The following is a 24,599-nucleotide window of genomic DNA, read 5'->3' on the forward strand; positions in this document are numbered from 1 at the left end:
TCTATTCCGTTTGTGTGCGTTTGGCGTGGGGCTTCAGGAGGGTGGTGATCTCACGTCGGTAGAACGACAGCGACGGATAGACGCAGATACCCAGAACCTTCCACGCCACAAATCCCTCTACGAGTTTTTCGCCCGCCAGTGCAAGAGCGGTAGCGAGTGCCGCGCCGGTCCCGCCAAGCGCCGGCACGAGAACCGCGGCAAGGGCAATGCACGCCAGGGTCGCTATTACCATCGCATTACGGATGACTCTCTCCAGTCCGTGAACGACCAGTAAGGGACGTATTGAACCGCTTGCGACCACGGCGAGTTGTCCCGCGCTCAAAAATAGAAGGGGGCCGTAACCCGCCCCAAAGTCATTGCCGAATAGTCGCAGCAGGTGGTGGCCCGATATGACCAGGACGACGAAAAGACCCGACACCAGGATCAGCAGTGCAGCCGATACTCGTTGAACAATCCACTCGATATCGTGCTTGCTGGCGGTGCCACGCATCATCGAAAGTTTTGGCCCCACTAGCGCGTCGATGGGTGGGATCAGGAAGCCCGAAAGCGTTAGCGCAACGCGTTGTGCGACCGAATAACCGCCCACGTCGGAAGGAGAAGAGTGAATGCCCAGCGCAAAAACCGCGATCCAGAGCAGCGCCATCTGGCAGGTGTTGCCGATCAGCAGCGGCAGTGCTGGCCGCAGTAATTGGACATTCCATACCGGGCCGATCGGACTGGTGAGACCACCGGCGCTGCGCATGAACCTGCTGAAGGGAATGTACGCAATAGCGAGGTTGACGGTTGATGCGCCAACGAAGATATACGCCGCCGTCACCGCGTTCGACGGCGGCATGCGGAATAGTGAAAGGAACGAGAGGAGCGGTACCCAAAGGCTGAACACGGCAATGCTTCTTTCCGGCTTGCCGATGATCTGCAGAAACGGTACGTGCATCATCGCGATCGAAGTCGGTAATAACGCTACCGCGAACCACACCAATACGGAGACAAGTTCCTGCTTATGAAAGACATACAGCGCCAGGGGTTTCGATAGAAGAATGACCGTCAGCGTGAGGGCGAGACTCGCGACAGCGGCGAGGAGCATGGTTTGGCGGTACAAGCTTCGTAGCTGTGTCCACTGACGATCGCGTACCATCGGACCGCCCTCGCGAATCACGATCTGTTCGAGGCCGAGCCGGCAGAATGTCGACAGCACCGACAGAAACCCCAGGCCAATCATGTAGAGACCCGTCTGCGACGCGCCGAGATAACGGCCGAGAAAGATCACGAACGAAAAATTCGTCACTGCGCCCGAGAGTCTGAAGACGAAACTCGACGCAATACGTTTGGCAATGCTCGGCGACGGCGGAAGTCCGGCTGCTGTCATAACTGTTTATCGAGTCTCAACGCGGAGCGACTCGATTACGCGCGCAGCGATACCGCGCGTATAGCCGAGATCGACGTCGGTAAAGTGGCCGGGGAAGAAGTACCGGTCGACCAGCGCGCCAAGCAACATGTTCGGCGCGGGATTCGACCTGTCAGTGGGGTGTTCGATCAGATGTCCGAGTTCGGCTGGCGTACGTGCCGGCAGAATTCCGTTGAGATGATCGTAAAACGATTCGCCGAGCACGATGACTCTGTGGCCGGCCGCGAAGGCATCAAGCCCCGTCAACGAGTTGACCGTGACCGTTATACATGTCCGGGCAATATCCTCGGGAAGCGACCGGCCGCTGAGTTCGATTCTCTCCAGGCGTTCCACCAGCGCATAGAATGCCGCGCTGTATTTGCGGCGGTACAGCGGATGTTCACGGACGACGACCTTCCAGTCCGGTGGGATACCCGACATGACGAACTCGATCAATCCAGCGTCACTGAGCTGAAGTGGATTGTGATAGATGTTGTTCGCGTCTTCGGGCACCTGCATTGCGAGCAGGAGCGTCTTTCGCCGGTCGGACACGGTGCCCGATTGGCGCACCAATGTCTTGTAACGCGCAGACGGGCACTTCTCCAGACGATACGGTCGGAGATCGGGAGGCAGCAACCCGGTGAGCCGCGACTGCGCAACGACAAGCTTGTCGACCATCGAGTACAGGCGATTGTTCCATCTCGGACGCTGACCAGGTACGACCAGCTCAGGACCCGTCGCAGGAAGATCGGCAAGAGCCGTACGGAACGAACAATTCGCGTTGACTCCCTCGCGATCCAGTAGCGTGGTGCGATACGGTCCCTGCTCGAAAAACCACGTCGTCGCACGCGAATCGGCCAGGGTGCGCATCAACACCTCGGCGGGCAAACGTGTGTCGCCACTCAGGATGGCTACGTCCGGATCGAACTGCTCGATCACCGATCGGCTCACGTCGAGCATTTTCCGTGCGTGGCGGTCAAGCACTTCCCGTTGCGGATCGGTCATGCCCGGATCGGACGAGTGGAAGCGGATCAGAGCCGAAATGACGTCAGGGTCGGTCGAACGGTCATTGGCGCTCTTCAGGAATGCCCTCCACGACAGCGCCTTGGTCGCACGCCCATGCAACCGGAAGTACGCCCACGCACTTGGGAAAACCGCCAGGTGGAGAAATTCGACGTTGGGATCCAACTGCTTCCATGCATCCTCTATCGCGCAGAAGAAGCGCGCCATTGGATGGTAGTAAACCAGCGTGACAACTTTAGTTTTCATAGTGTGTGAGAGAGCCAGGCGCCGGCCGGATACGATGTCGAACGTGGTTATGCGACGGCTCGCTTCATCAGGAGCGCGTCGCGTAATGCGCGAAGTTCGATCTTGTGACGTGCCGCCGCATGAAAAACGGTCAACACGATTGCCGACGCGGCGACAGCCAGATTGCGTGTTTTCAATCCGCAATAAAGCCAGTTGCGCGTCAAGTAATAACGTGAAAAATCTGAGCGGCTGCCGCCCGTCGAAGAGCTGATCTTGTGCTGAAGATGAATGGTCGGCGTGTAATACATCTTGATTCCGGCCTTTTTCAGTTCGAGGCAGAAGATCGTGTCGTCGTAGTAGACGAAGAGCTCCTCCCACATCCGGATTCCCGACTCTTTTAACGGACGCGACCTGACGATGAGCGAGCAGGTTGGCGCGTAGTCAACCGGATACAACAGATTTTTGGTCAGTCGATCGGGTTTGTTATGGCCGAAATGACGGCAACCGCCTTTGAGGTAGCTCAGTTTGCCACCGGCATACCACGGCTTGCCGGGCGTGTCATAGTAAAAGCTCTTTGGCGCGAGCGCGTCGACGTGCGGATTGGCATTCAGAATATCCACTTGCTGCTGGAGGAAATCGGCGTCGACTTCAATGTCGTTATTCAGGAAGAGGACATGCGTGAAGCTCTCATCCGGAAGAAAGAAGTCCAGTCCCTGGTTGTTCGCCGTGGCCACACCCAGGTTCGATTTGTTGCGAATGAATGTGAACGGAACCTTTAGGTCTGCGCGAATTGCCGCTTCGCACGCCCGGTTTTCGACGTCGTTCTCGATACAGAGGACATGAAAATCCGTGAATCGTTGAGCGTTCATGCTCGCAATAAAACCTGCGATCACCGGGTCCGATTTGAAAAGCACGGTCACAATGCCAATTTTCATCACGAATTTCCTTGAAGAGTGAGGGCGCTTAGTTCAACAGCCCGCGACTGCGCATCTCGGCGACCGACTGGTCGTAGCCTGCATCAGAGATGGTTTGTTCCTCGACCCACTTGCAGAAATGCATCGCGCCTTCTGCAAACGACACCTTCGGTTCGAAGTCGAGCTCCTTGCGAATCTTTTTCAAATCCGCATAGTTATGGCGGATGTCGCCGAGACGGAAATTGCCCGTGATGTTGAGCGCGCCGGTGGCGCCGTAGAAGCGCTTCAGCGTTTGCGCGACCTGAAGCACGCTCGTTGCCTTACCGGATCCGACGTTGTAGGCGACACCAGCTTTATTCGTTGCATCGAGCGCGAGCACAATGGATTCGACGATGTCGTCGATATAGACGAAGTCGCGGCTCTCGAGGCCGTCTTCGAAAATGTTGACGTCTTTGCCCTGAAGCAGCAGCGTGGAGAAGATGGAGAGAATGCCGGTGTACGGGTTACGCAGCGACTGGCCCGGTCCGTACACGTTCTGAAAGCGGAGTGCGATCGCGCCGATATCGAGCGTCTCGCAGACAGTCAGAACCAGTTGTTCCTGAAACAGTTTCGTGATGCCGTAGACAGAGCTGGGATGCGTCTTGGAGGTCTCGTCGGTTGGGACCAGTTCGAGACGTTCGCCGGTTTCCGGGCAAAGGCAATCATACAGTCCGAGACGCATGTCAGAGGCTTTCCGCGTGCCCGGATATACATAGCCCGCGTGACCGCGGTATTTGCCTTCGCCATAGATCGAACGGGACGACGCCACGATGAGCCGGCGGACGGTGCCATGCCCGGCGTCGCGCGCTTCGGCGAGTAAATCGAGCATTAGCGACGTGCCGCGGACGTTGGTCTCCACATAGTGGTCGATCTGGTACATGGATTGACCGGTACCCGTTTCCGCAGCCAGGTGAATGACGGCTTCCTGACCTTCCAGTGCGGCTTGCCAGTCTTCACGGCGACGCACGTCGCCTTTGATGAAGCGCACGGATTCAGGCAACGACTTGAACAGCGGAGATTCATCCGGATTAGTCCCGTGAATCTGCGGAGAAAGGTTGTCCAGTACCGTAACAGTGTCGCCGAGGCGGTTAAGCGTACGCGCGAGTGCACTGCCGATAAAGCCGGCACCGCCGGTGATCAGGATATTCATGCGAGCTCGAAGATTGAGATAAAGGTCAAAAAAAGGGCTGCTTTTACTGTGAATCGCAGCGCTGAACCGGGGACGCGAGACACGGATCTGGCGACTGGCAAATCCCGAATGCGTGCAGGTCGAAAGTAACGGGTGCCGTCAATACGCTTGGGCGCCGCTGAAACCATGGATAAAGGTTTTCAGAACGATCTTGAGATCGAGACCGAACGTCCAGTTCTCGATGTAATAGAGATCGAACGCGATTCGTCCTTGCATCTTTTCGATCTTGTCGGTTTCGCCGCGATAGCCGTTGATTTGCGCCCAGCCCGTAATGCCAGGTTTGATCCTGTAGCGAAACATGTAGCCGTTCACGAGATCTTTGTAGAGCTCGTCGTGCTGCAACGCATGCGGGCGTGGACCGACTACGGACATGTCGCCTTTGAGGACGTTGATGAACTGCGGCAACTCGTCGAGACTGGTCTTGCGTAGCAGCGCACCTATCGGCGTCACACGAGGATCGCGCCGTTTGGCCTGAGTCAACTGGCCGGCATCTTCGGAATGGACCACCATCGTCCGGAACTTGTAGATCTGGAATTCGTTGCCGTTCGCGCCCTTGCGCCATTGGCGGAAGAAAACCGGACCGGGAGAGGACAACTTCACGAGAATTCCGATGACGAGCATCAGCGGCAACAAACAGAGCAGCGCAAGAGCCGCGAATGTGCGGTCGAAAATCTGTTTGGGTACAAAACGTGGATCTGCTGACGGTGAGGCCAATAGATTGATTGCGGATAGCCCGACGACCTCGGAGACCGAGTGGTTAAAAAGGGAAATGTCACGCACGTTTGGAATGAAGCGGACGTTAACGAAGTCATGCCGGAATGCGTTCAATACGGCGTGTACGCGCGCTTCTTCCCGCAGCGGCAGAACGAGCCAGATTTCCTTGATGCTTCGGGTGCGCACCGCATCGGCAAGTCCGTCGAGAGAAGCGATCACTGGAAGTCCGCCGGCATACGTGGAGGCCTGCGGATCCTCGTCGAAGACACATTCCGGAGAGAAACCCGACTGGGCGTTCTTACGCAAGCGATCGATCAACATAAGGCTGAGCGGATTCGCACCGACGATCGCGACCGGTTGGACATTGATGCCGCGTCGCCATAGCTGTTTCGACAATTGATATTGCGCGATCCGCAAGGCGACGAGCAGCGCAAGCGACGTGATGAGCCACGTCCCGCACCAGAGCCGCGACAGCGTGTGTGCCTGATGTGTCGTGAAGACCAGTACGAGTCCCAGGACGAAGACGGCCACCCAGCCGATCGTAACGAGCGTCACCATCTCCAGCGGATTCCGTCCTCGCCAGGATTGATAGATACCCAACGTGGGAAATAGCAGAGCGGTCATCGCCGTGTTGAAGGCGACGAGAAGCAGCGTGGAGTTACTCCACGCAGTGAAGTCTTCGAAACGGAATACATACGCAATCTCGGCGCCCGCCAATACGAGACACGCATCAAGCAACGCGAAGAGAAATTCAGGTGCGCGAGTACCGGGATGAAACTCAAGCGGTTTGACTGATTGCATTTTCATTCCCCTAGCGATTTGTTTGCAGGCGCTAACCGGTTTTGCGTCGCATCATAACCACGAGGTTGGCGACGACAATTCCGATGACGGAAAACGGCAATGAATCGTCCGAATCGACTCAACGTGCTCATGCATGGCGTTTCGACATCGGCCGGAAGCCGCGCGGCGCCTCGATCTCCGATTCAGTCATATTGGGTAAAAAGTCCGGGGACCCAGCCTCGAAGTCGCCCGGCGCCACCCGGGACTTTCCGTATTTCGCCAAATGCATGCCGTTTTCGGTCAACGCGATTCGCCGCGTCGCAGCATCGGTAATATCCGATCCCGGTAAGACAAGCCGTCAAGAAAGCGACGGCAGACTGTGCGATGCGGTCTAACAGCCGTAAAGCGCGACTGACATTCAAGGGCCCTCGAATAGTTCACGGGTCTTCGCTTTTGCAGTCGGTCATTTCGAAGTCTGCAGATCCATACTGCCCTAGCACACTGCCAATGAGAAATCGCTTTGCATTACTTATTCAACGCTTGTCCTTGTGTTCGGTGCTTGCACTTGGCGCTTGCGCATTTGCGCCAGGGATGAGTTTCGATCCCCATAAGCCGATCGATCCCGAGGATCCTTCTTCAGTGCCGGTGATCACGCCGATTACGTTCAAGCTGATCGAGCAGGAATCGTCAACTCGCAAGGCGGCCATTGCGGCAGACACCAGCTATGCGTCGTTGATCGCGCCACCGGCGCCCTATCGGATCGGAGCGCAGGACGTGCTGTCCATCATCGTTTGGGATCACCCGGAACTGGTGATGCCTAACCTCAGTTACGCGATCGGCACGGACTCGGGCGCTTCTCCGGCTACCGTCGGCATGACGGCGCAGAGTCTGCCTGGTTTTGTCGTCAGCAAGGACGGATACGTCCAGTTTCCCTATGTCAGGAAGATCAAGGCCAGTGGGCTGACTGAGCTGCAATTGCAGCAACAATTGATCGATCACCTGAAGCAGAACCTCAACGATCCGCAGGTGACGGTGCGGGTCATTGGATACCGCAGTCAGAAAGCCTATATCGACGGCGAAGTGCGCCAGCCGGGCGTCAAGCAGATCACCGATGTCCCGATGACGCTGGCCGAGATGCTGAATCAGGCAAACGGCGTCGCGGCAACCGGCGACCTGAGCAGAATCGAACTGACCCGCGGCGGCATCACGCATCGGATCAATCTTCCTGAAATGCTGAAGCGTGGGCTCAATCCGAAGGACATTGCGATCCGTGACCAGGACGCGATCCGGGTCCCGCCTTTAGTCGAACATCGGGTCGTGGTCTCGGGCGAAGTCGTGAAACCGGGGCCTGTCGTGTTCAAGACGAACGGTCACCTGACGCTAAGCGATGCGCTGGGCGACGCGGGTGGTGTCAGCCAGTTGACCGGCGATGCGGGTGAAATCTATGTGGTGCGCGCGAAATCGGACGATGGGCTTCCGAAGATATTCCATCTCGACAGCAAGTCGCCGACCGGAATGGTGCTTGCCGCTGGATTTGAAATGAAGCCGGATGACGTCGTGTATGTGGACGCGCCAGGCGTGATCAGGTGGTACCGCGTCGTGACCCCTCTGGTGGGCAGTGCGACGGGTGCGTACTACCTGCAACGAACCGCATCGGGTAACTGAACATGGTCCAATCGGTTCTCGTGGTCTGTATCGGCAACATCTGCCGAAGTCCAATGGCGGTCGGCCTTTTACGCGCACGGCTGCGCCATGTTCGGGTCGAATCCGCGGGACTGGGCGCGCTCATCGGCCACCCTGCCGACCGGATTGCGCGTGAGTTGATGCGCGAGCGCGACATTGTGATCGACGATCACCGCGCCCGGCCGCTCTCAGCGTCTCTGTGTGCGCAGTCGGATGTGATCTTCGTGATGGACGCAAAACAGAAGCAGAGCGTGGTCGATCGTTATCCGACCACGCGTGGAAAGGTATTTCGGCTGGGCGAATTCATTGATCAGGATATTTTCGACCCTTACGGAGGCGAGCGTTCGGATTTTCAAGCGTGCCTCACGTTGATTGACCGCGCGATCGAAGACTGGGTCGAGCGACTCAAAATTGTGGCTTAACCGAGCGGGCGTTTTTCCCCTCGCTACCTTGGCACCTATTTGATGACGCAAACTAAATTGCCTCCCACGGGGGCACCCGATAGCGAAGAAGAACTGGACTTCGTGACGATCCTCGACGTGCTGATAGAAAGCCGTTGGCTGATCGGCATTGTGGTCGCCTTCTTCGTCGTGGCCGGCACGCTCTACGCGTTTCTGAGCAATCCGGTCTATGAAGCCGATCTGCTCATACAGGTCGAAGACAGCCCGGAAAGCTCGGCGGAAAAAGGCCTGCTGGGCGATGTTTCGTCGTTGTTCGACGTGAAGTCGACGGCTGCTGCAGAAAGTCAGATTCTGGCATCACGCCTTGTCGTTACGCGTGCGGTCGACAATCTCAAACTGTTTATCGACGCACAGCCGCGCTACTTTCCATTGATCGGAAACTGGATAGCCCGCCGCAATCAGGAGCTTTCCACGCCTGGCCTATTCGGCATGGGCGGCTATGCATGGGGAAATGAGCGTATCGACGTGGCGCAGTTCGACGTACCGACATCGCTCGAGGACGACAAATTCCGCTTGACCGTCATTGACGCGACACACTACCGGCTGACCGGCGACGATCTCCCTGAACCGTTTGTCGGTCAGGTTGGACGGGTCGAGTCAGTACCGTCGTGCTGTGGAAAGATCCTTCTCTGGGTGAAATCCATTCGAGGCAAGCCGGATACGCAGTTTGTCCTTAGACGCCACTCGCGAATGAAGAGCATCACCGACTTGCAAAACAACCTCGACGTTCAAGAGAAGGTGAAGCAATCGGGCGTATTGATCGCGAGTCTGCTTGATACCGACCCAGTGCGCGTAGCGGCGGAGTTGAACGCGGTGGGCGATCAGTACATCCGGCAGAACGTCGAACGAAAGTCTGCTGAAGCGGCGCAGTCTCTGGAGTTTCTGAACTCGCAATTACCGGTGATCAAGCGGCGTCTCGACGAAGCCCAGCAACGCTATACGGCGGCACGCAACAAACTTGGCAGCGTGGACCTGACCGAGGAAGCGAAGGTGGTATTGCAGCAGTCCGTCGATGCGAAGACCAAGCTGCTCGAACTCGAGGAGCAACGCCAGGGACTCGCAGCACGATTCAATGGACACCATCCGGCGATCCGGACGATCGACTCGCAGATTGCGACGTTGCGTCAATACAGCGACGCGGCAACCTCCAGAATCAAGCAACTGCCCGACGTGCAGCAGCAGATTGTTCAGTTGCAACTCGACGTTCAGGTCAATACCGATCTCTACACGTCGTTGCTGAACAACTTTCAGCAATTGCAGCTCGTCAAGGCGGGCAAGACGGGGAATGTGCGGCTTGTCGACACGGCAGCGATTCCTGAGAAGCCGGTCAAGCCGAAAAAGTTGATCGTCCTCGCGGGATCGTTGGTCGTCGGCCTGTTTGCAGGCGCGGTGCTTGCCTTTGTGCGCAACATGCTGTTCCGCGGCATCAGCGATCCGACCGAGTTGGAGCGCCGCACGGGGCTTCATGTGTACGCGACGATCCCGTTGAGTAAGCGTCAACAGGAGCTGAGCAAGACGTCGAGCGCAAAGAAAGCGGGTACACACGTTCTCGCCGCCGATTCGCCGAGCGATCCGGCTATCGAGAGCTTACGTAGTCTGAGAACTGCGTTGCAGTTTGCCATGGTCAACGCGCGAAACAACGTCGTACTGTTGACAGGGTCGGCGCCGGCCGTCGGTAAGTCGTTCGTGTCGGTGAATTTTGCGGCGGTGCTGGCGGCGGGAGGCAAGAGAGTGCTGCTGATCGACGGTGACTTGCGCAAAGGGCATTTGCATCAGTCGTTCGGATTCGAACGCGGTGGCGGATTTTCAGAATTGGTGTCGGGTCTCTCGACATTCGAGCAGGTCGTGCGGCGCGATCTGATTCCGCGGCTGGACTTTGTTTCGACTGGAACACTGCCGCGAAATCCCGCAGAGTTGTTGCTAGGTGACCGGGTGACGCCTTGCATCCAGGACCTGTCGAAGATGTACGACATCGTGCTGATTGACACGGCGCCTGCACTCGCAGCCGCCGACGCCGGAATTCTCGCGCCGAACGCCGGCACTGTGTTCCTGGTCGCCCGGGCGGCGGTGACGAAAGCGGGCGAGATCGGAGAGTCGGTCAAGCGGCTCGCCCAAAACGGGGTTGAGGCAAACGGCGTACTCTTTAACGGGCTGAATCTGTCGCACGCGCGGTATGGCTACGGCTCCAAATATGGCTCATATCGCTATGCAGCCTATGAATACGGTGGCGAGACGCGTAGCTAACGTCAGCGCGTGCAGTGCATGAGACCCAAAGACTGAAGATCGCCGGGCTCGGATATCTCTGAGCAGGGCGATTCAGGTCAACCGTTCTAACTCTTTCTGGCGTGGACGTGTGCGATGAAGATAAACGATCGTGCGGTAGAAATCACAGGTGCGGTAACGGTCTCGAACCGTCTGCCGTTCGTATTGTTCGGCGGCATCAACGTTCTCGAAGACCTCGACTCGACGCTGTATGCGTGCCGCCACTATGTCGAGACAACGGCGAAGTTGAACATTCCATTCGTCTTCAAGGCTTCGTTCGACAAGGCAAATCGTTCGTCGATCCATTCTTACCGTGGAGTCGGAATGGATGAAGGTTTGAGTATCTTTGCGGCTGTCAAACGTGAGTTCGGCGTGCCGGTCATTACCGATGTCCACGAAGTCGAGCAGGCCGCGCGTGTCGCGGAGGTGGTGGACGTGCTCCAGGTGCCGGCATTTCTCGCGCGGCAGACCGACCTCGTCGTAGCTATTGCGAAAACGGGCCGCGTAGTCAACATCAAGAAGCCGCAATTCATGAGCCCGACGCAGGTCGCTCACATTGTCGGCAAGTGCCGTGAAGTCGGTAACGACAACGTCATTCTGTGCGAGCGCGGCAGTTCGTTCGGCTACGACAATCTGGTGGTCGATATGCTTGGCTTCCGGCAGATGATCGAAGCGTCGGATGGCGCGCCGGCGATCTTTGACGTGACGCATAGCCTGCAATATCGCGATCCTGGCGGCGCCGCTTCAGGTGGCCGGCGCCGCCAGGTCGTCGAACTCGCACGTGCCGGTCTGGCAGTTGGTCTTGGCGGTCTCTTTCTGGAAGCACATCCAGATCCCGACCACGCGCGCTGTGATGGTCCGAGCGCGCTTCCGCTTGCCGTGCTCGAACCGTTTCTCCAGCAAATGAAGGACCTTGACGATCTGGTCAAGAGCTTCCCGGCGCTGGATATTCAATGAGCGGGCCACGAAAGTATCGGGGAAAAATCCGCCTTGTTCTATTCGATGTGGACGGCGTGCTGACGGACGGCTCGCTGCATTTCAATGGCGAAGGTGAACACCTGAAGTCTTTCAGCGTACGCGACGGCGTGGCGATCGGACTGCTGCGGGAATACGGAATTGCGACCGGCGTATTGTCCGGTCGATCGAGTGCGCCGCTTACGCGCCGGGCGAAAGAACTCGGTTTCGACCTGGTGGTGACCGGCAGCCACGACAAGTTGTCCGCGTACGAGGCGATCAAGCTGGAGCGGGGCTTGCAGGACGAGGAGATCGTCTACGTCGGCGACGACGTGATTGATTTGCCGGTGATGTTGCGCGCCGGCCGCGCGTTCGCCCCCGGCGATGCACACGTGCTTGTATTGCGGCACGCGGATCATGTCACGCGCGCACGTGGCGGCCACGGCGTCGCTCGTGAAGTCGCAGAGAACGTGTTGTTGGCCGACGGGATGACGCTCGACGAGATGTATCAATCGTTTTTGACTGGGGAGGTGCGCAGTGCGATCGTCCAGTAGCCTTGCTTCGATCCACGTGGTGATTCCAGCTCGCTTTGGGTCGACTCGGCTGCCCGGCAAGCCACTGATCGATCTGGCGGGCGAACCGATGATCGTGCGTGTGTATGGAGCCGTTCGAGCGGCATTGCCCGAGACGGTGGATATCGTGGTGGCCACAGACGACGAGCGGATTGTCGACAGTCTGGAGGCATACCGGATTCCGGTCCGGATGACCGACCCCGAACATGAGTCCGGAACTGATCGGTGCGCGCAAGTTGCGCGTGAATCGGGCTGGAATCCAGACGATCTCGTCGTCAATGTGCAGGGCGATGAACCACTCGTTCCACAGCCGTTGCTTGCGTCTTTCGTGCAATTCTGCGCGAATGCGCAGGCTCTCGACATGGCGACTGTCGCGGTCCCTTTGACCCAAGTGTCCCATTTGACTGATCCAAACGTCGTCAAACTCGTGGTCGACGCCCAAGGGCAGGCAATCGTGTTTTCACGTTCGGCGGTTCCGTTTTGCCGCGATCTTCCGCAGGACGACTGGCCGTTGGCCGCGTACTTGCGTCATGTCGGTATCTACGCTTATCGATGCTCCACGCTCTACCGATTGACGGAGACACCTTCATGCGAACTCGAAGAACTCGAGAAGCTGGAACAGATGCGTGCGATCTGGCTGGGTATGCCGATTCGCGTATTCGAATGGCCTGAGGCTCCGCCGCCGGGTGTCGATACAAACGAGGATGTGGCGCGAGTAAGGGAAATACTGTTTGTGAACGCTTCGGGGAGATCATGACGGCTCACGATTACATCTCGTCGGCGAAACGGGTTTTCGCTTTGGAGTCCAGTGCCGTTGCCGCGCTCGCGTCGGCCTTGGACGACGACTATACGCAGGCGATAGCACGTATTCTCGAAACGCGCGGCCGTGTGATCGTGTGCGGCATGGGCAAGTCTGGAATCATCGGCAAGAAGATCGCGGCAACTTTCGCGAGCACCGGCACGCCGGCGTTTTTCATGCATCCCGGCGAGGCCTACCACGGTGACCTTGGAATGGTCACCAGTGACGACGTGTTTCTCGCGATTTCAAATTCGGGCGAAACTCACGAGGTTGTGCAGCTGCTCCCATTTCTGCGAAACAATCACAACTTCGTGATCGCAATGACGGGCAATCGTGAGTCGACGCTTGCTCGCGCGGGGCATTGCCATCTGGATATCGGTGTCGAGAAAGAAGCCTGTCCGCTTCAACTGGCGCCGACCGCTTCGACGACTGCGACGCTGGCAATGGGCGATGCGCTCGCCGTGACGTTAATGGAGGCGCGCGATTTCAAACCGGAGGGATTCGCGCGTTTTCATCCTGGAGGATCGCTTGGGCGGCGCTTGCTGAGCACCGTGGGTGACGAGATGGTGCGCGACAAGCTTCCGTTCGTCGGACCCGATGCGAAGGTTATGGAGATCGTCAGCGAGATGACGCGCGGCAGTCTTGGGATTGCAATCGTTCGAGACGAAACAGGTTGGGGCCTGATTACCGACGGTGACGTTCGCCGTTTGATCGAGCTCCACGGACCCCATGCGTTCGAAAAATGCGCGCGAGACTTCATGTCGAGAGAGCCCACGATGGTGTCACCCGCCACGCGCGTGCAGGACGCATTGGCATTGCTGGACGAACGGCGGATTACTTCGTTACTGGTATTGGAACACCAGCACATTGTCGGTGTTTTCAAGAAGTAAAGGTGCATGCTTGGTGCGTTTCGCACGGTGGCTAGCGTCATTTCAGACAAATCCATGGCACAGGTAGCCAGCGATCGTTGTCGACAGCACGCTGTGAGTAATATCGGCGGTGAGAATAGGTGACACGCCAGCGCTGGCCGCGGAAACAGGAACATGCACCCGTACACAAACCGCACAAGAGCTAAAGGAGCATTCTCCGAGAGCGCCGCGGCGCCTTCCATGGAATCGGAAGTGAAGATTGCGATAGTCGTATTCGCCGGGTTCTCTATCAAAGAGGTCGACGCGCTGGCGGATATCTTTAATCGCGCTCACGGCGACGGTATCGGGGAGGAAAGATCGCCGTCGCCTGGCCTGATATTCAAGGTGTCGTTACTGTCGATTGGAGGTGGCTATGTGGATGACTCGCTTTCAATCCGGATCTGGACAGAGGCGATTGAGCCGCGGTTATCGGAGAAATTCGACGGTGTGTTCGTAGTCGGTGCGGAGTGCAGGGTGGGTGCGGCTGAAGATCCTGAAGTGTTGCGCGTCGTGTCGACCTTGGTGGCGCGAGCCGATATCGTCGTGTGGGATAGCGATAGCTCGTTGCATCGATTCGTGATGGCTTCGCCGAGTACCGCGCGGCGCGGACGACAGTTGAGCAGCGCTCGCACGCGCTCGAGACTGGCGTTGTCTATGACAGAAGCAGGGGTATCGTTTGTTGCAGCGTTGGCGGCGACCAGCACGCATGCGCGAAAACAGATCGAATCGCAGATTCTGCTTTATCTCACGTCGTCGCGTAATGCTGTGAGAAAACATGCGAGTCCTCGGGCGTCGACTAGCAGTCCCGATGCGCAAACCGTCGGCGCATCATCGATGGAATGGACGACATCGATCAAAGCGGCGGCAAATTGGCTGCGAGAGAACTATATGCACCCGATCTCGATTGCGCACGCAGCCGAGGTCGCGAATATGAGCGAGCGGACCTTTTTGCGTCGTTTCAGGGCGGAGGTGTCGATCACGCCCTCGGAGTATTTGCTTGAGATTCGATTGGGTGTCGTATGCAGCCTGCTCCAGCGAACCAGTTTGCCGATCGATACGATCGCGCGACGTTGCGGAATGGGAAGTGGCGAGCGGCTTGCAAAAATATTCAGACGTCGACTCTCTCTCACGCCGAGCGAGTTTCGTGATGCGAATCGGCAGGGATCGAATTCGGCGACTGACGCGATCGATCCGAATGAGTCAGTGTGAGCGATCCACGCGGGTAACTGGCGAATGTCGGAATGCGCCAACGATATGGCCGATGGAAAAATAGTCGCGCCTCTACGATTCACAGTGTAAGAGCCGTCATCTAAGAGAACTTCAAATGATCTTCGTCACGGGTGGCGCCGGCTTTATCGGCGCAAATTTTGTCATCGACTGGCTTGCTCAACACGATGAGCCGATACTCAATATCGACAAGTTGACGTATGCCGGCAATTACGGCACGTTGCGAGCGCTGCACGACGATCCTCGTCACGTGTTCGTGTGTCGCGATATCGGCGATCGCGCAGCCATGAGTGCGATCTTTGAAGAATATCGACCGCGTGCCGTGGTGCACTTTGCAGCAGAGAGTCACGTCGATCGCTCGATCGACCGTCCGCGCGAGTTTATCGATGCAAATGTGACGGGCACCGGTGAACTGCTCGATGTCGCGCGGCTGTATTGGGAGCGCCTGAACGGTACGGACCGTAATGTGTTTCGCTTCCTGCATGTGTCGACAGATGAAGTGTACGGTTCGCTGTCGGCCAACGATGCCGCATTCAAGGAAACGACACCGTACGCGCCGAACAGTCCCTATGCGGCATCGAAGGCGAGTTCGGACCATCTCGTCCGCGCGTACCACCACACCTATGGATTGCCTACGCTGACCACGAACTGTTCGAATAACTACGGGCCTTACCAGTTTCCGGAGAAACTGATTCCGTTGATGATCCAACGTGCACTGAGCGGCGACGCACTGCCGGTATACGGCGACGGCGGCAATGTGCGTGACTGGCTGTATGTTGGCGACCATTGTGAGGCGATCCGCACAGTGCTCGCCCGTGGCATACCGGGGGAGACATATAACATCGGCGGCGATAACGAAAAAACCAACGTCGAAGTCGTTCATTTCATCTGCGATCTTCTCGACGGGATAAAGCCACGCGGGAGCGGCAGTTATCGCCAGCAGATCGCTTTCGTCTCGGACCGCAAGGGACACGATCGGCGTTACGCGATCAATGCAACGAAGCTGCGTCGCGAACTCGGCTGGCTGCCGCGCGAGACGTTTGAGAGCGGGTTGTCGACGACGGTGCAGTGGTACGTTGAAAACGACGCGTGGCTCGAGGAAATCCGCTCCGGCGCCTATCGGCGCTGGAACCCCGAAAGCGTACTCAAGAGAGCTTGAACGATGGACTCGAACCGTAAGGGCATTATTCTCGCCGGCGGGTCTGGTACGCGGCTGTACCCGATCACGCGCGTTATCTCCAAGCAGATGCTGCCGATCTACGACAAGCCGATGATTTACTATCCGCTGTCCACGCTGATGATGTCGGGCATTCGCGAGGTCCTGCTGATCTCGACGCCGGACGACACGCCGCGCTTCGCGGCGATGTTCGGCGACGGCAGCCAGTGGGGTATGCAGATCACGTACGCTGTGCAGCCGTCACCGGACGGGCTCGCTCAGGCATTCATACTCGGCCGCGAGTTTATCGGTGGGAAACCGTCCGCGCTGATTCTGGGCGACAACATTTTCTATGGCGCGGACCTGGGCGCGCATCTGAGCAATGCGCATTTGAGAACCAAAGGCGCGACTGTCTTCGGATATCACGTGCACGACCCGCAACGCTACGGCGTGGTGGAGATCAACGCTCGGGGTAAGGTTCTGAGTATCGAAGAAAAGCCCCAGAAACCGCGTTCCAATTTTGCCGTTACGGGTCTTTATTTCTATGACGGCGACGTCTGCGACATTGCTGCGAATATCGAGCCATCCGCACGCGGCGAGCTGGAAATCACTGACGTGAATCGGCGCTACCTGGAGCGCGAAGCGCTTCATCTGGAAACGCTGGGTAGAGGCTTTGCCTGGTTCGATACCGGCACGCACGAATCGCTGATCAATGCGGCGACGTTTATCGCGACGCTACAACAGAGACAGGGCTTGCTGGTTGCAAGTCCGGAGGAAGTCGCATTCCGGCGTGGCTGGATTGATGCCGAGCAACTGGCCCGCCTTGCGGCGCCTTTGCAAAAGACTGACTACGGCCGATATCTGTCATCTCTCATTCCGACTATCCACACATGACCATTCAAGTTCGACATACCGCAATTCCTGACGTGAAGGTCATCGAGCCCCAAGTGTTTGGAGATTCACGCGGTGCTTTCATCGAGACGTTCAATCAGGTTGAGTTCGAAGAGAAAGTGGCGCGCGGCTATACGTTCGTGCAAGACAATCATTCGATTTCAGCGCAAGGCGTTCTGCGAGGTCTCCACTACCAGATCCAGCATCCACAGGGCAAGCTGGTTCGGGTGGTAGTGGGTGAGGTATTCGACGTCGCTGTCGATCTGCGGCGCTGGTCATCCACGTTCGGGCGGTGGGTCGGTGTGCGGCTGTCGGCTTCGAACCGGCGGCAGCTATGGATTCCGCCGGGCTTTGCACACGGGTTCGTCGTATTGTCGGACGTTGCTGAGTTCCTTTATAAAGCGACTGCATTCTGGCATCCGGAACACGAACGTACGTTGCGTTGGGACGATCCGGACATCGCCGTCGAATGGGAACTGAACGGTGTTCCGTTCGTTTCGTCGAAAGATGCCGCCGGTAGCCGCTTCAACGAGGCTGAGGTTTACTGATGAGAATCGCGGTCACAGGCGTGCAAGGACAACTCGGCTGGGAGCTCGCGCGCTCGCTTTCGCCGCTGGGTGAGGTAGTTCGTTGGGATCGGGAAGTCGCGGATCTCAGCAAGCCGGCGCTGCTTGACGGGTTGATGAGGTTTTACCGCCCGGACGTCGTTGTCAACGCCGCGGCCTATACGGCGGTTGATAAGGCGGAAGACGATTGCGTGACGGCACGGCTTGTCAATACCGAATCGGTCGACGTAATGGCCCGCGCGGCAAAAAGTGCGGGCGCATTGTTTGTTCATTTTTCGACGGATTACGTATTTGACGGAAAGTCGGCGGAGCCTTATACGGAAGATAGCGAGACTGCGCCGCTGAATGTGTACGGTGCGACCAAGCGCGATGGGGAGCTCGCAATTATCGCGTCCGAATGCGATCATCTGATCTTCCGCACCTCCTGGGTCTACGCGACACGCGGGGCAAACTTCATGCTGACGATGCTTCGGCTCGCCGCAGAACGTGAAGCGCTCAAGATCGTCGATGATCAGCTCGGCACACCGACGCCCGCAAGAATGCTTGCCAACGTCACTGCCCACGCTATTTCACAAGCGATGCGCGAGCGTCAGGAAGCACGCTTTCAAAGCGGACTTTTTCATTTGACTTCGCGAGGCGTGACCAGCTGGCACGGCTATGCTTCTGCGATCATCGACTATGCGCGCAATCTCGCGCCGTCAGGCCGGGTACGCGTCACGCACATCGAGCCTGTACCGAGCGAGGCGTTTCCGACACGTGCGGCACGTCCGCGCAATTCGGCTCTCAACAACGACCGCTTCGACGAGCGATTCGGCCTTGTGCGGCCCCATTGGTGGGATGCGCTTGCTCAGACGCTAGACGAGCGATTCGAGCGCACCGCTTGAAGATTCCAGAGTTCTCAGGGCTCTGGAAAGAGACCGTGGATTTACCGCCGGCGTGCGTTAGGACGCACTGCGCGAACCTTGTTTGCTGATTCGATACTCCGTCGGCGTGGTAAGCAGGTGCTTGCGAAACAGCTTGGCGAGCCGTCCACCGCTGCCAATGCCGCATCGACGCGCGATCTTGTCCACGGGCAAGCTCGTTTTAGCGAGAAGGCGGCAGCTCATGTCGAGTCGCACATAGAGCAGGTATTCCGACGGCGTTACACCCATTTCGCTCTTGAAGCGCCGCAGGAAATTCCGTTCGCTCATCGCCGCGATCTGCGCGGCATCGTCGATGGATATCGGACGAGCGCCATTGGCCTCGAGCCATTGCGCGGACGCCTGGATCTTGTCGCTGATATGCGATGCCGTTTTGCTACGCAAGATGGCACTGAACTGCGTTTCGCCCTGAGGTGCAACCCAGTCGGCGACCTGCCGCGCAACCTCGGGGCCAAGATCGTCGCCAACGATGCGCAACGCGGTTCGCAGCGGGCTGGGCGAGTCGACGAGAGGTCGCGACGGGAATGCGCCCCGTGCGTAACTGTCGTTCTCCATGCGAGCGCCGTAGGCGTTCGAGAAACCAGCCGCTTCGAGCATCAGGCGTCCTTCCGCGATGGCATGGACCATGCCGCTTCTCGGAAACGCCTGCTGAAGCCACACGATCAGACGATCGTCACGGAACGCGTTCGTTGCGCCGGTGCCGCCGGCAATGAAAAGCGCGCGGAAGTTATCGTCGTGCCCGCGCGATTCGACACTGTCGGTCCACACGAACACCGAGGAAGAACTGGCAATACGCCCGCCGGATGCCGACAACAGCGAGACCTCATAGCGCGTTCGACGGGGCTCGCCGGTGTCACTCAGGGCATTCGCCGACTGGAATATCTCGATGATGGAAGCCACATCGGGCAGTGCGAATCCATTGAACAATGCAATGCCGATATGAATGGCGCCGGTGCTCTGCGGCAAAGCGGGTGCTTGAAGTGCATTCTTATGCTTCACGTTGCAAAGAAACTCCATCGTACTTTCCCGGAAATGAGTGACTTGCCGGCCGTCTCTAAGCCGCTCTTAATTGTTTGATCGAATGCTACATAACGTTGTTGCACTGCATTAATGACTGGCCGAATTTGCCAAGGTGTTGGCAAGAATTGGCAAGTCACGGGGTGTTTCGGGAGAAACAGATTTATCCGTCGGATAAGAGGTGGGTTTAATTTGAAACGTGGGTAAGTCTTGAGAGGGAATGAAATGCGGCTCTATTGAACGGGCTGCAATGGAGTATCGAGCAAAGAATCAGGATGCCCTCATCCTTGAGTGGAATTTGAATATCGAGTGTGAGCCTGATAGGGCGAGCGATTAACGAAAAAGTTAACTTATCGTAGATATATAGTGATCCTATGTGACCGTATGAGATAGCGTGAACGTAACGGTCAATGCGCCCGCTTTGTCGTACTCGAAGAGTCGAGACTTCACTTTAAGAACATCGTCGAATCCCAGTTCATCGACCTTCATGACGACATTGTCGCCAACAAGGGGAAGATGACATGCGAAACCTTTTCCAGCAGTACGGTACGTACCAAAACCACCCGTGTACTCGTACACGTAAGTCACTTTGTCATCCATGCGCGCTCCGTTGGGAGGTTTCGTATGAATCAAGGACGCGGATGCATGTGCCTCGCGAGAAGCCCGGCGCATAGTGGCACACGCGACTCCACCCTGATATGACGGGGAAAAAAAAAGAACCTGCCGCCCCAAGGAGCGGCAGGCTGGAAAAATCGAGGGGTTGGGGGTTGACCAAGAGAGGCGCCCCTCGAAAGGCCGACGCCAAGTGTATTCGTTCGAAGCGGACTCAAGACGCGAGCGGCGGATTGCGTCACGCTGTTGACTGAACATGACATGGAAGGCGCTCAACGCGGCATGTTCTTTCAAGTGCCGCTGGGTTGTGTCCTACGCTTCGACTTGACTTGCGTAGTCGGCTTCGATCAGATCGCCTGGATCGAACTCGCGCAGTTGATCCGGTAGCGGTGCTTTGGGCTTCTGCAGTGCCACGTGGTTGCGCGTTCGATAGTCCGTTGGCGTGGTCTCCAGATATTTCCTGAACAGCTTCGACAACTGTCCGCCACTGCCGATACCGCAGTGGCGCGCGATCTTGTCAACAGGCAGGCGCGATTCAATCAGCATCCGGCAACTCATATTCAGGCGCGCGCGAAGCAGATAGTCCGAGGGCGTCATGCCGATCTCGCTCTTGAAGCGGCGCAGAAAGTTGCGCTCGCTCATCGCTGCGACCTGGGCCGCGTCGTCGATCGAGATGGGCCGGGCGACGTTTGCTTCCAGCCAGCGCGCCGACGCGAGGATCTTCTCGCTGATCTGAGGCGTCACGTCAAGTGTGACCGACGAGCTGAAGGGCGTCTTGGGTTGCGGCGCGATCGACTCGGCAACCCGCCGCGCAAGATCGGCACCGAGATCCTCTTCGACGATACGCAACGCGGTCGATACAGCGCCCGGCGCTTCCGTCAACCGCGCCCGATGCAACCCGGATGCGTCGTTGTCTCCATAGAGAAGCGGGCAGTACCGGCTGGGCAGCCCGGCGGCCTGAAGCAGCAGTTGGCCTTCCGCGATCGGATGCACGATCTCGCTGAACGGATGCCTGCGGCGAAGCCACTCGCTCAATCGCTCGTCGCGGCATGCCTGCTGCACGCCGGCGCCGCCTGCGATGAACAACAAGTGCGGCTCATTGGTGCCCCGATGCGACTGGACGTCGTCGGTCCAGACAAAGACCGATGATGAACTGGCGATGCGTCCGCCCGCGGCGGAAAGCAGCGAGACGTCGTAACGTGCGCGGCCGGATCGCGGTGCGGCGACCAGCGAATTGGCTCGCTGAAAAATCTCGATGAGTGCGGCGACCGTAGGCAATGCGAATCCGTTGAACAGCGCGATGTCGATGCGAGTCAGATCGTTCTTTTGCATCGGCACGGCACTGTGCCGCGAACTGCGCGGCAGAGTATGTACCAAATCCATTTATTTTCCCCCGGAAATATGTGTTCTACAGAGACTTCTCCCCAAGACTCCGTCTTTTTTCTTATTAGATCATGCTATACGTGTAATTCTCTTGGCAGTATTTCATGGCTGAATTAACCAACACATTGGCTGTTGCGGAGTTGAGTGGCAAGATGGCGAACAGCCTTGCTGAGCGCCTGATTCGTTCCGTAATGGGTAAGATTGAGAAATGATTATCGTAGTTCGCAACAGACAGGGGCGGCATGCAAAGTGCATCCATTTATCGATTCATCTCGTCGATATGATAATTCTGCTCTATAAAAGTGCATAGTCCATTAGCGGCGAAATATTTTTTGGTGAATGCATGTCGGGTTGATCAAAGGTGGTGCATTTGCGGCGCCGCGGGTGTCGCCGGCGAGCGTCATGGCCGATGTCGGGAATACCTGTGTCTCAGGTAGGTCGTCAGGCGGCTCCAACCATGTGCTCGTTTCGGACTTAAGTTTTCCAATAAACGCCGCAAAACGGTGCGGCGCGGCGGAAGAGGTAGAATTTCGCCCGACGCTCAGGATGCGCGAAGTACAAGTGTGTGCTCACATGCACCGCGGTTCACCTGAGTCGCAGAGCGGCCGTCTTGTCCCGCCTCCTCGGGCACAGCGGACGCTTGAACTCCGTGATGCGCCATGTTCAGTCAGGTCACCGCTGGCATCGTCCCGTGCGGGGGGCAGTGATTAAACTTTTTTGGCAAACGATTGCGCATGAGGCTAAATAAGCTCGTTATGCGACCGTTAACGGGTTCATGCAGAAACAAGATATTCAGACCATCGTATCCGCAGCTCGCGAAACGGCTGATTCGATCGTCGGTGCGCGCGAATGGAAGACGGCGGAAGATGCGAGCGCAATGCACGACGTGATCTTCTGGGACATGGTTGCGAAGCGCTTGCCCGACACAAACCTCGCCGATCTGCTGTCAATGTTGGACTAGACGGCCTAGTCGACACTGTTCATCTTGCCGCGCGGCATGCCAGCACACGTGCAATGGCGGGCGCGTTCAACCTCCGTCAATCGACGTCCCAGGCTTCAACACGGCTACTGATCCCCAACCCCAAGCAGGGAAAAGATCTTGACGACTGTTCCTTGCTTCGGTTGACGCTTGCCCTGTTGTTGTATAAAGACTTGCATCGCGCGTGTCATCTCTTGAACCGAAAGCTTGCGATAGGCGCAGATGTTGTAGGTGACGCCGTGCTGCGAGTCTTTGATGAAGTTATCTACGTTCGGTAGCTGCATGCTTGCCTCGAAAGCGTCACGCGGTTTTCCCACTGGAACGGTACTCGTCTTCGACTCACGGGTTACGACAGCAGCCGCCGTCGCGGATGAAGCTGCAGCCGCATGCAGCGGCCTGATCCTCCCGGCTCACGAGCGGCTATTGCCTGAATTTGAAGCGGTCCACAAAAAAAAGAGCCTGCCGCCCGAGGGAGCGGCAGGCTGAAAGATCGAGGGGTGGGGTTCGCTTGAGAGAAGCGCCCCCTCGAAAGACCGAAGCCAAGTCTAGTCGCTCGAAGGAGGCTACGGACGCGCGCGGCGGATGAGGTCACGTTCTTGACGGAACAGGACATGAAAAAGGGCTCACGCAGGCAGAAGGACACGCCGCCGAACGCCACCGCGCAGATCCGCACCGACGGCACCATCGGCGCTGCAGCCCTCCCCACCACCCAACATTCCCATTGCCAACACACCAGACGCGACTTTTTTCATGAATCGCGGTGGACGCGTTAATGTACCAGCGCCGCGAGGCCGCGTATCTGGTGTCCCAGATACTCGCGTGCCATGGCGCAAAAGGTACTTCTACCCACCGCGTTAATTTATTCATGGATTCTTTATGCTTATCAAAGACGTAGCCGTCAGCTTGCCCTCCAGGATCGTTACGAACGAGGAAGTGATCGATATGATTCGATTCCATTCCAGGGACTACGAGGGTGATATCGACCGGGGGATGCGCACCATCAAGACCTTGCTCGACAGAAGCGGACTGGTCAACCGGCGCTGGTGTGAAAGCCACGAGTCGCCTATCGATCATGTCGCCATGGCGACGCGCAAGGCGCTATCGGAAACGTATCTGAAGCCGGAACACATCGAGCTGTTTATTTATGTCGGTATCGGACGAGGCTTCCTCGAGCCCGGCAACAGCCACATGATGGCCAGCACGCTCGGCTTCGTGAACGCCGAGTGTTTCGATGTGGTCGACGCATGCATGAGTTGGACCCGGGCCATGGCGATCATCGACAGCCTTTTCAAGTCGGGTCAGTACAGAAACGCTATGATTGTGAATGCCGAGTTCAATATGCTTGCGGGCGGCCCACTCTATCCGGGGAATTTCGCGTTGAAGAGCCAGGCTCAAATCGAATATACGTTGCCGTCGTTCACGATTGGCGAGGCGGCGACCGCGACGTTGCTCGTCGCCAAAGAGCCGGATAATTTCACCTTCGCGTTTCGCGCGAAGCCGGCAGTGTCGGACCTGTGCACTATTCCAATTCCCGGCTATGAAGGGTATTGCCATCCGACCGAGCGGATCGGCAAGAACGGCGATATGCGTTTCACGTCATTCGGCCATGAGCTTCACAAAAATTCGGACGAGTTGTCCGCGGTATTGACTAAACTGCCAGTTCCCAAGAAGGACATCGACATCGTCTTCACCCATGCATCCTCCAAGGCGGCGTGGCAGGGTTATGGTGCCAAGGTAGGGATCGACGACAAGATGTATCACATCTATCCGGAGACGGGAAACCTCGTTTCGGCGTCGATTCCGGCTGCCATTTCACTGGCAAAAGACGGCGGGCGGTTGAAGAGAGGCGACAGAGTGCTGTGCTGGGTCGGCAGCGCCGGCATGTCGTTCAACGTCAGCAGCTTCAAATTCTGAGGCTGGGCAAGTCAAGATAAAGCACGA

The 24,599-nt window shown here is 57.5% G+C and carries 25 protein-coding genes; 16 read left to right on the forward strand and 9 right to left on the reverse strand.

Going from position 1 to position 24,599, the window contains the following annotated elements; genetic code table 11:
* Position 1: 1 nt before the first annotated feature.
* From B0G82_RS29100 to B0G82_RS29120, 5 genes are all read right to left on the reverse strand, one after another.
* On the reverse strand, positions 2-1,366 hold the full coding sequence (locus B0G82_RS29100) for an oligosaccharide flippase family protein (protein ID WP_121309871.1): 1,365 nt from the start codon (positions 1,364-1,366) through the stop codon (positions 2-4).
* Between the two features lie 6 nt (positions 1,367-1,372).
* The gene (locus B0G82_RS29105; protein WP_241974869.1) at positions 1,373-2,614 is read right to left on the reverse strand and encodes a capsular biosynthesis protein; all 1,242 of its coding nucleotides are present in this window, start codon (positions 2,612-2,614) and stop codon (positions 1,373-1,375) included.
* An 86-nt stretch (positions 2,615-2,700) separates the two neighbouring features.
* A complete protein-coding gene (locus tag B0G82_RS29110; protein ID WP_121309873.1) occupies positions 2,701-3,567 on the reverse strand; it encodes a glycosyltransferase family 2 protein in 867 nt (288 codons plus the stop codon).
* Between the two features lie 28 nt (positions 3,568-3,595).
* Positions 3,596-4,735, reverse strand: coding sequence for an NAD-dependent epimerase/dehydratase family protein (locus B0G82_RS29115; protein WP_116147554.1), 1,140 nt, complete (start codon positions 4,733-4,735; stop codon positions 3,596-3,598).
* Between the two features lie 138 nt (positions 4,736-4,873).
* Positions 4,874-6,289 carry an undecaprenyl-phosphate glucose phosphotransferase gene (locus B0G82_RS29120; protein ID WP_121309874.1) on the reverse strand — a complete coding sequence of 472 codons (1,416 nt, stop codon included), beginning with the start codon at positions 6,287-6,289 and terminating at the stop codon, positions 4,874-4,876.
* Between the two features lie 83 nt (positions 6,290-6,372).
* Here B0G82_RS29120 and B0G82_RS29125 point away from each other — a divergent pair, with 83 nt between their 5' ends.
* The 13 genes from B0G82_RS29125 to rfbD all read left to right on the forward strand — a co-directional run bounded on the left by B0G82_RS29125 (position 6,373) and on the right by rfbD (position 18,631).
* Positions 6,373-6,663 carry a hypothetical protein gene (locus B0G82_RS29125; RefSeq protein ID WP_121309875.1) on the forward strand — a complete coding sequence of 97 codons (291 nt, stop codon included), beginning with the start codon at positions 6,373-6,375 and terminating at the stop codon, positions 6,661-6,663.
* A gap of 58 nt (positions 6,664-6,721) precedes the next feature.
* Complete coding sequence (locus B0G82_RS29130; RefSeq protein ID WP_241974871.1) at positions 6,722-7,933, forward strand: polysaccharide biosynthesis/export family protein; 1,212 nt, start codon at positions 6,722-6,724, stop codon at positions 7,931-7,933.
* A gap of 2 nt (positions 7,934-7,935) precedes the next feature.
* Positions 7,936-8,373 carry a low molecular weight protein-tyrosine-phosphatase gene (locus B0G82_RS29135; protein ID WP_116147559.1) on the forward strand — a complete coding sequence of 146 codons (438 nt, stop codon included), beginning with the start codon at positions 7,936-7,938 and terminating at the stop codon, positions 8,371-8,373.
* Positions 8,374-8,415: 42 nt separating this feature from the next.
* Positions 8,416-10,656, forward strand: coding sequence for a polysaccharide biosynthesis tyrosine autokinase (locus tag B0G82_RS29140; RefSeq protein WP_121309877.1), 2,241 nt, complete (start codon positions 8,416-8,418; stop codon positions 10,654-10,656).
* Positions 10,657-10,770: 114 nt separating this feature from the next.
* Positions 10,771-11,631: a 3-deoxy-8-phosphooctulonate synthase gene (gene kdsA / locus B0G82_RS29145; RefSeq protein WP_121309878.1), complete on the forward strand. Its 861-nt coding sequence runs from the start codon at positions 10,771-10,773 to the stop codon at positions 11,629-11,631.
* A complete protein-coding gene (locus tag B0G82_RS29150) occupies positions 11,628-12,182 on the forward strand; it encodes an HAD family hydrolase (RefSeq protein ID WP_121309879.1) in 555 nt (184 codons plus the stop codon). Before kdsA ends, B0G82_RS29150 begins: the two co-directional genes overlap by 4 nt.
* Positions 12,166-12,957 (forward strand): 3-deoxy-manno-octulosonate cytidylyltransferase, encoded by a 792-nt coding sequence (gene kdsB, locus B0G82_RS29155; RefSeq protein WP_121309880.1) that lies wholly within the window; start codon positions 12,166-12,168, stop codon positions 12,955-12,957. The genes B0G82_RS29150 and kdsB overlap by 17 nt, the downstream gene beginning before the upstream one ends.
* Positions 12,954-13,889 (forward strand): KpsF/GutQ family sugar-phosphate isomerase, encoded by a 936-nt coding sequence (locus B0G82_RS29160; RefSeq protein WP_121309881.1) that lies wholly within the window; start codon positions 12,954-12,956, stop codon positions 13,887-13,889. Before kdsB ends, B0G82_RS29160 begins: the two co-directional genes overlap by 4 nt.
* A gap of 219 nt (positions 13,890-14,108) precedes the next feature.
* Complete coding sequence (locus tag B0G82_RS29165; protein WP_158608201.1) at positions 14,109-15,116, forward strand: helix-turn-helix domain-containing protein; 1,008 nt, start codon at positions 14,109-14,111, stop codon at positions 15,114-15,116.
* 115 nt (positions 15,117-15,231) lie between these two features.
* Entirely contained in the window at positions 15,232-16,293 is a 1,062-nt protein-coding gene (gene rfbB, locus B0G82_RS29170; RefSeq protein ID WP_121309883.1) for a dTDP-glucose 4,6-dehydratase, read from the forward strand.
* 3 nt (positions 16,294-16,296) lie between these two features.
* Positions 16,297-17,184 carry a glucose-1-phosphate thymidylyltransferase RfbA gene (gene rfbA, locus B0G82_RS29175; RefSeq protein ID WP_121309884.1) on the forward strand — a complete coding sequence of 296 codons (888 nt, stop codon included), beginning with the start codon at positions 16,297-16,299 and terminating at the stop codon, positions 17,182-17,184.
* Positions 17,181-17,729 (forward strand): dTDP-4-dehydrorhamnose 3,5-epimerase, encoded by a 549-nt coding sequence (gene rfbC, locus B0G82_RS29180; protein ID WP_121309885.1) that lies wholly within the window; start codon positions 17,181-17,183, stop codon positions 17,727-17,729. The genes rfbA and rfbC overlap by 4 nt, the downstream gene beginning before the upstream one ends.
* Positions 17,729-18,631 carry a dTDP-4-dehydrorhamnose reductase gene (gene rfbD, locus B0G82_RS29185; protein ID WP_106283141.1) on the forward strand — a complete coding sequence of 301 codons (903 nt, stop codon included), beginning with the start codon at positions 17,729-17,731 and terminating at the stop codon, positions 18,629-18,631. Before rfbC ends, rfbD begins: the two co-directional genes overlap by 1 nt.
* A 57-nt stretch (positions 18,632-18,688) precedes the next feature.
* Here the strand turns inward: rfbD and B0G82_RS29190 are convergent, their stop codons facing one another.
* From B0G82_RS29190 to B0G82_RS29200, 3 genes are all read right to left on the reverse strand, one after another.
* Positions 18,689-19,684: a helix-turn-helix domain-containing protein gene (locus B0G82_RS29190; RefSeq protein ID WP_121309886.1), complete on the reverse strand. Its 996-nt coding sequence runs from the start codon at positions 19,682-19,684 to the stop codon at positions 18,689-18,691.
* A gap of 372 nt (positions 19,685-20,056) precedes the next feature.
* Entirely contained in the window at positions 20,057-20,284 is a 228-nt protein-coding gene (locus B0G82_RS29195) for a hypothetical protein (RefSeq protein ID WP_116122171.1), read from the reverse strand.
* A 324-nt stretch (positions 20,285-20,608) separates the two neighbouring features.
* On the reverse strand, positions 20,609-21,679 hold the full coding sequence (locus B0G82_RS29200; RefSeq protein WP_121309887.1) for a helix-turn-helix domain-containing protein: 1,071 nt from the start codon (positions 21,677-21,679) through the stop codon (positions 20,609-20,611).
* Positions 21,680-22,454: 775 nt separating this feature from the next.
* Here B0G82_RS29200 and B0G82_RS29205 point away from each other — a divergent pair.
* On the forward strand, positions 22,455-22,640 hold the full coding sequence (locus tag B0G82_RS29205; RefSeq protein ID WP_106283145.1) for a hypothetical protein: 186 nt from the start codon (positions 22,455-22,457) through the stop codon (positions 22,638-22,640).
* Positions 22,641-22,744: 104 nt separating this feature from the next.
* On the opposite strand, the gene B0G82_RS29210 is transcribed toward B0G82_RS29205, so the two are convergent.
* A complete protein-coding gene (locus B0G82_RS29210; protein ID WP_121309888.1) occupies positions 22,745-22,942 on the reverse strand; it encodes a hypothetical protein in 198 nt (65 codons plus the stop codon).
* A 327-nt stretch (positions 22,943-23,269) separates the two neighbouring features.
* On the opposite strand from B0G82_RS29210, the gene B0G82_RS39855 reads away from it, so the two are divergent.
* Both B0G82_RS39855 and B0G82_RS29215 read left to right on the forward strand, forming a co-directional pair.
* Complete coding sequence (locus B0G82_RS39855; protein WP_158608202.1) at positions 23,270-23,431, forward strand: hypothetical protein; 162 nt, start codon at positions 23,270-23,272, stop codon at positions 23,429-23,431.
* Between the two features lie 103 nt (positions 23,432-23,534).
* The gene (locus B0G82_RS29215; RefSeq protein ID WP_106283147.1) at positions 23,535-24,572 is read left to right on the forward strand and encodes a 3-oxoacyl-[acyl-carrier-protein] synthase III C-terminal domain-containing protein; all 1,038 of its coding nucleotides are present in this window, start codon (positions 23,535-23,537) and stop codon (positions 24,570-24,572) included.
* Positions 24,573-24,599: the final 27 nt, after the last annotated feature.

The organism is Paraburkholderia sp. BL17N1, assembly GCF_003634175.1.
In the GTDB taxonomy this organism is placed as follows: domain Bacteria; phylum Pseudomonadota; class Gammaproteobacteria; order Burkholderiales; family Burkholderiaceae; genus Paraburkholderia.

Coding starts and splice junctions, on each gene's coding strand:
- rfbD (WP_106283141.1), top strand. CDS start 17,729: ATGAGAATCGCGGTCACAGGCGTGCAAGGACAACTCGGCTGGGAGCTC.
- B0G82_RS29165 (WP_158608201.1), top strand. CDS start 14,109: ATGGAATCGGAAGTGAAGATTGCGATAGTCGTATTCGCCGGGTTCTCT.
- B0G82_RS29100 (WP_121309871.1), bottom strand. CDS start 1,366: ATGACAGCAGCCGGACTTCCGCCGTCGCCGAGCATTGCCAAACGTATT.
- B0G82_RS29150 (WP_121309879.1), top strand. CDS start 11,628: ATGAGCGGGCCACGAAAGTATCGGGGAAAAATCCGCCTTGTTCTATTC.
- B0G82_RS39855 (WP_158608202.1), top strand. CDS start 23,270: ATGAAAAAGGGCTCACGCAGGCAGAAGGACACGCCGCCGAACGCCACC.
- rfbA (WP_121309884.1), top strand. CDS start 16,297: ATGGACTCGAACCGTAAGGGCATTATTCTCGCCGGCGGGTCTGGTACG.
- B0G82_RS29160 (WP_121309881.1), top strand. CDS start 12,954: ATGACGGCTCACGATTACATCTCGTCGGCGAAACGGGTTTTCGCTTTG.
- B0G82_RS29105 (WP_241974869.1), bottom strand. CDS start 2,614: ATGGCGCGCTTCTTCTGCGCGATAGAGGATGCATGGAAGCAGTTGGAT.
- B0G82_RS29120 (WP_121309874.1), bottom strand. CDS start 6,289: ATGCAATCAGTCAAACCGCTTGAGTTTCATCCCGGTACTCGCGCACCT.
- rfbB (WP_121309883.1), top strand. CDS start 15,232: ATGATCTTCGTCACGGGTGGCGCCGGCTTTATCGGCGCAAATTTTGTC.
- kdsA (WP_121309878.1), top strand. CDS start 10,771: ATGAAGATAAACGATCGTGCGGTAGAAATCACAGGTGCGGTAACGGTC.
- B0G82_RS29115 (WP_116147554.1), bottom strand. CDS start 4,735: ATGAATATCCTGATCACCGGCGGTGCCGGCTTTATCGGCAGTGCACTC.
- B0G82_RS29210 (WP_121309888.1), bottom strand. CDS start 22,942: ATGCAGCTACCGAACGTAGATAACTTCATCAAAGACTCGCAGCACGGC.
- B0G82_RS29125 (WP_121309875.1), top strand. CDS start 6,373: ATGACGGAAAACGGCAATGAATCGTCCGAATCGACTCAACGTGCTCAT.
- B0G82_RS29140 (WP_121309877.1), top strand. CDS start 8,416: ATGACGCAAACTAAATTGCCTCCCACGGGGGCACCCGATAGCGAAGAA.
- B0G82_RS29135 (WP_116147559.1), top strand. CDS start 7,936: ATGGTCCAATCGGTTCTCGTGGTCTGTATCGGCAACATCTGCCGAAGT.
- B0G82_RS29215 (WP_106283147.1), top strand. CDS start 23,535: ATGCTTATCAAAGACGTAGCCGTCAGCTTGCCCTCCAGGATCGTTACG.
- B0G82_RS29110 (WP_121309873.1), bottom strand. CDS start 3,567: ATGAAAATTGGCATTGTGACCGTGCTTTTCAAATCGGACCCGGTGATC.
- B0G82_RS29205 (WP_106283145.1), top strand. CDS start 22,455: ATGCAGAAACAAGATATTCAGACCATCGTATCCGCAGCTCGCGAAACG.
- B0G82_RS29190 (WP_121309886.1), bottom strand. CDS start 19,684: ATGGAGTTTCTTTGCAACGTGAAGCATAAGAATGCACTTCAAGCACCC.
- rfbC (WP_121309885.1), top strand. CDS start 17,181: ATGACCATTCAAGTTCGACATACCGCAATTCCTGACGTGAAGGTCATC.
- B0G82_RS29200 (WP_121309887.1), bottom strand. CDS start 21,679: ATGGATTTGGTACATACTCTGCCGCGCAGTTCGCGGCACAGTGCCGTG.
- B0G82_RS29195 (WP_116122171.1), bottom strand. CDS start 20,284: ATGGATGACAAAGTGACTTACGTGTACGAGTACACGGGTGGTTTTGGT.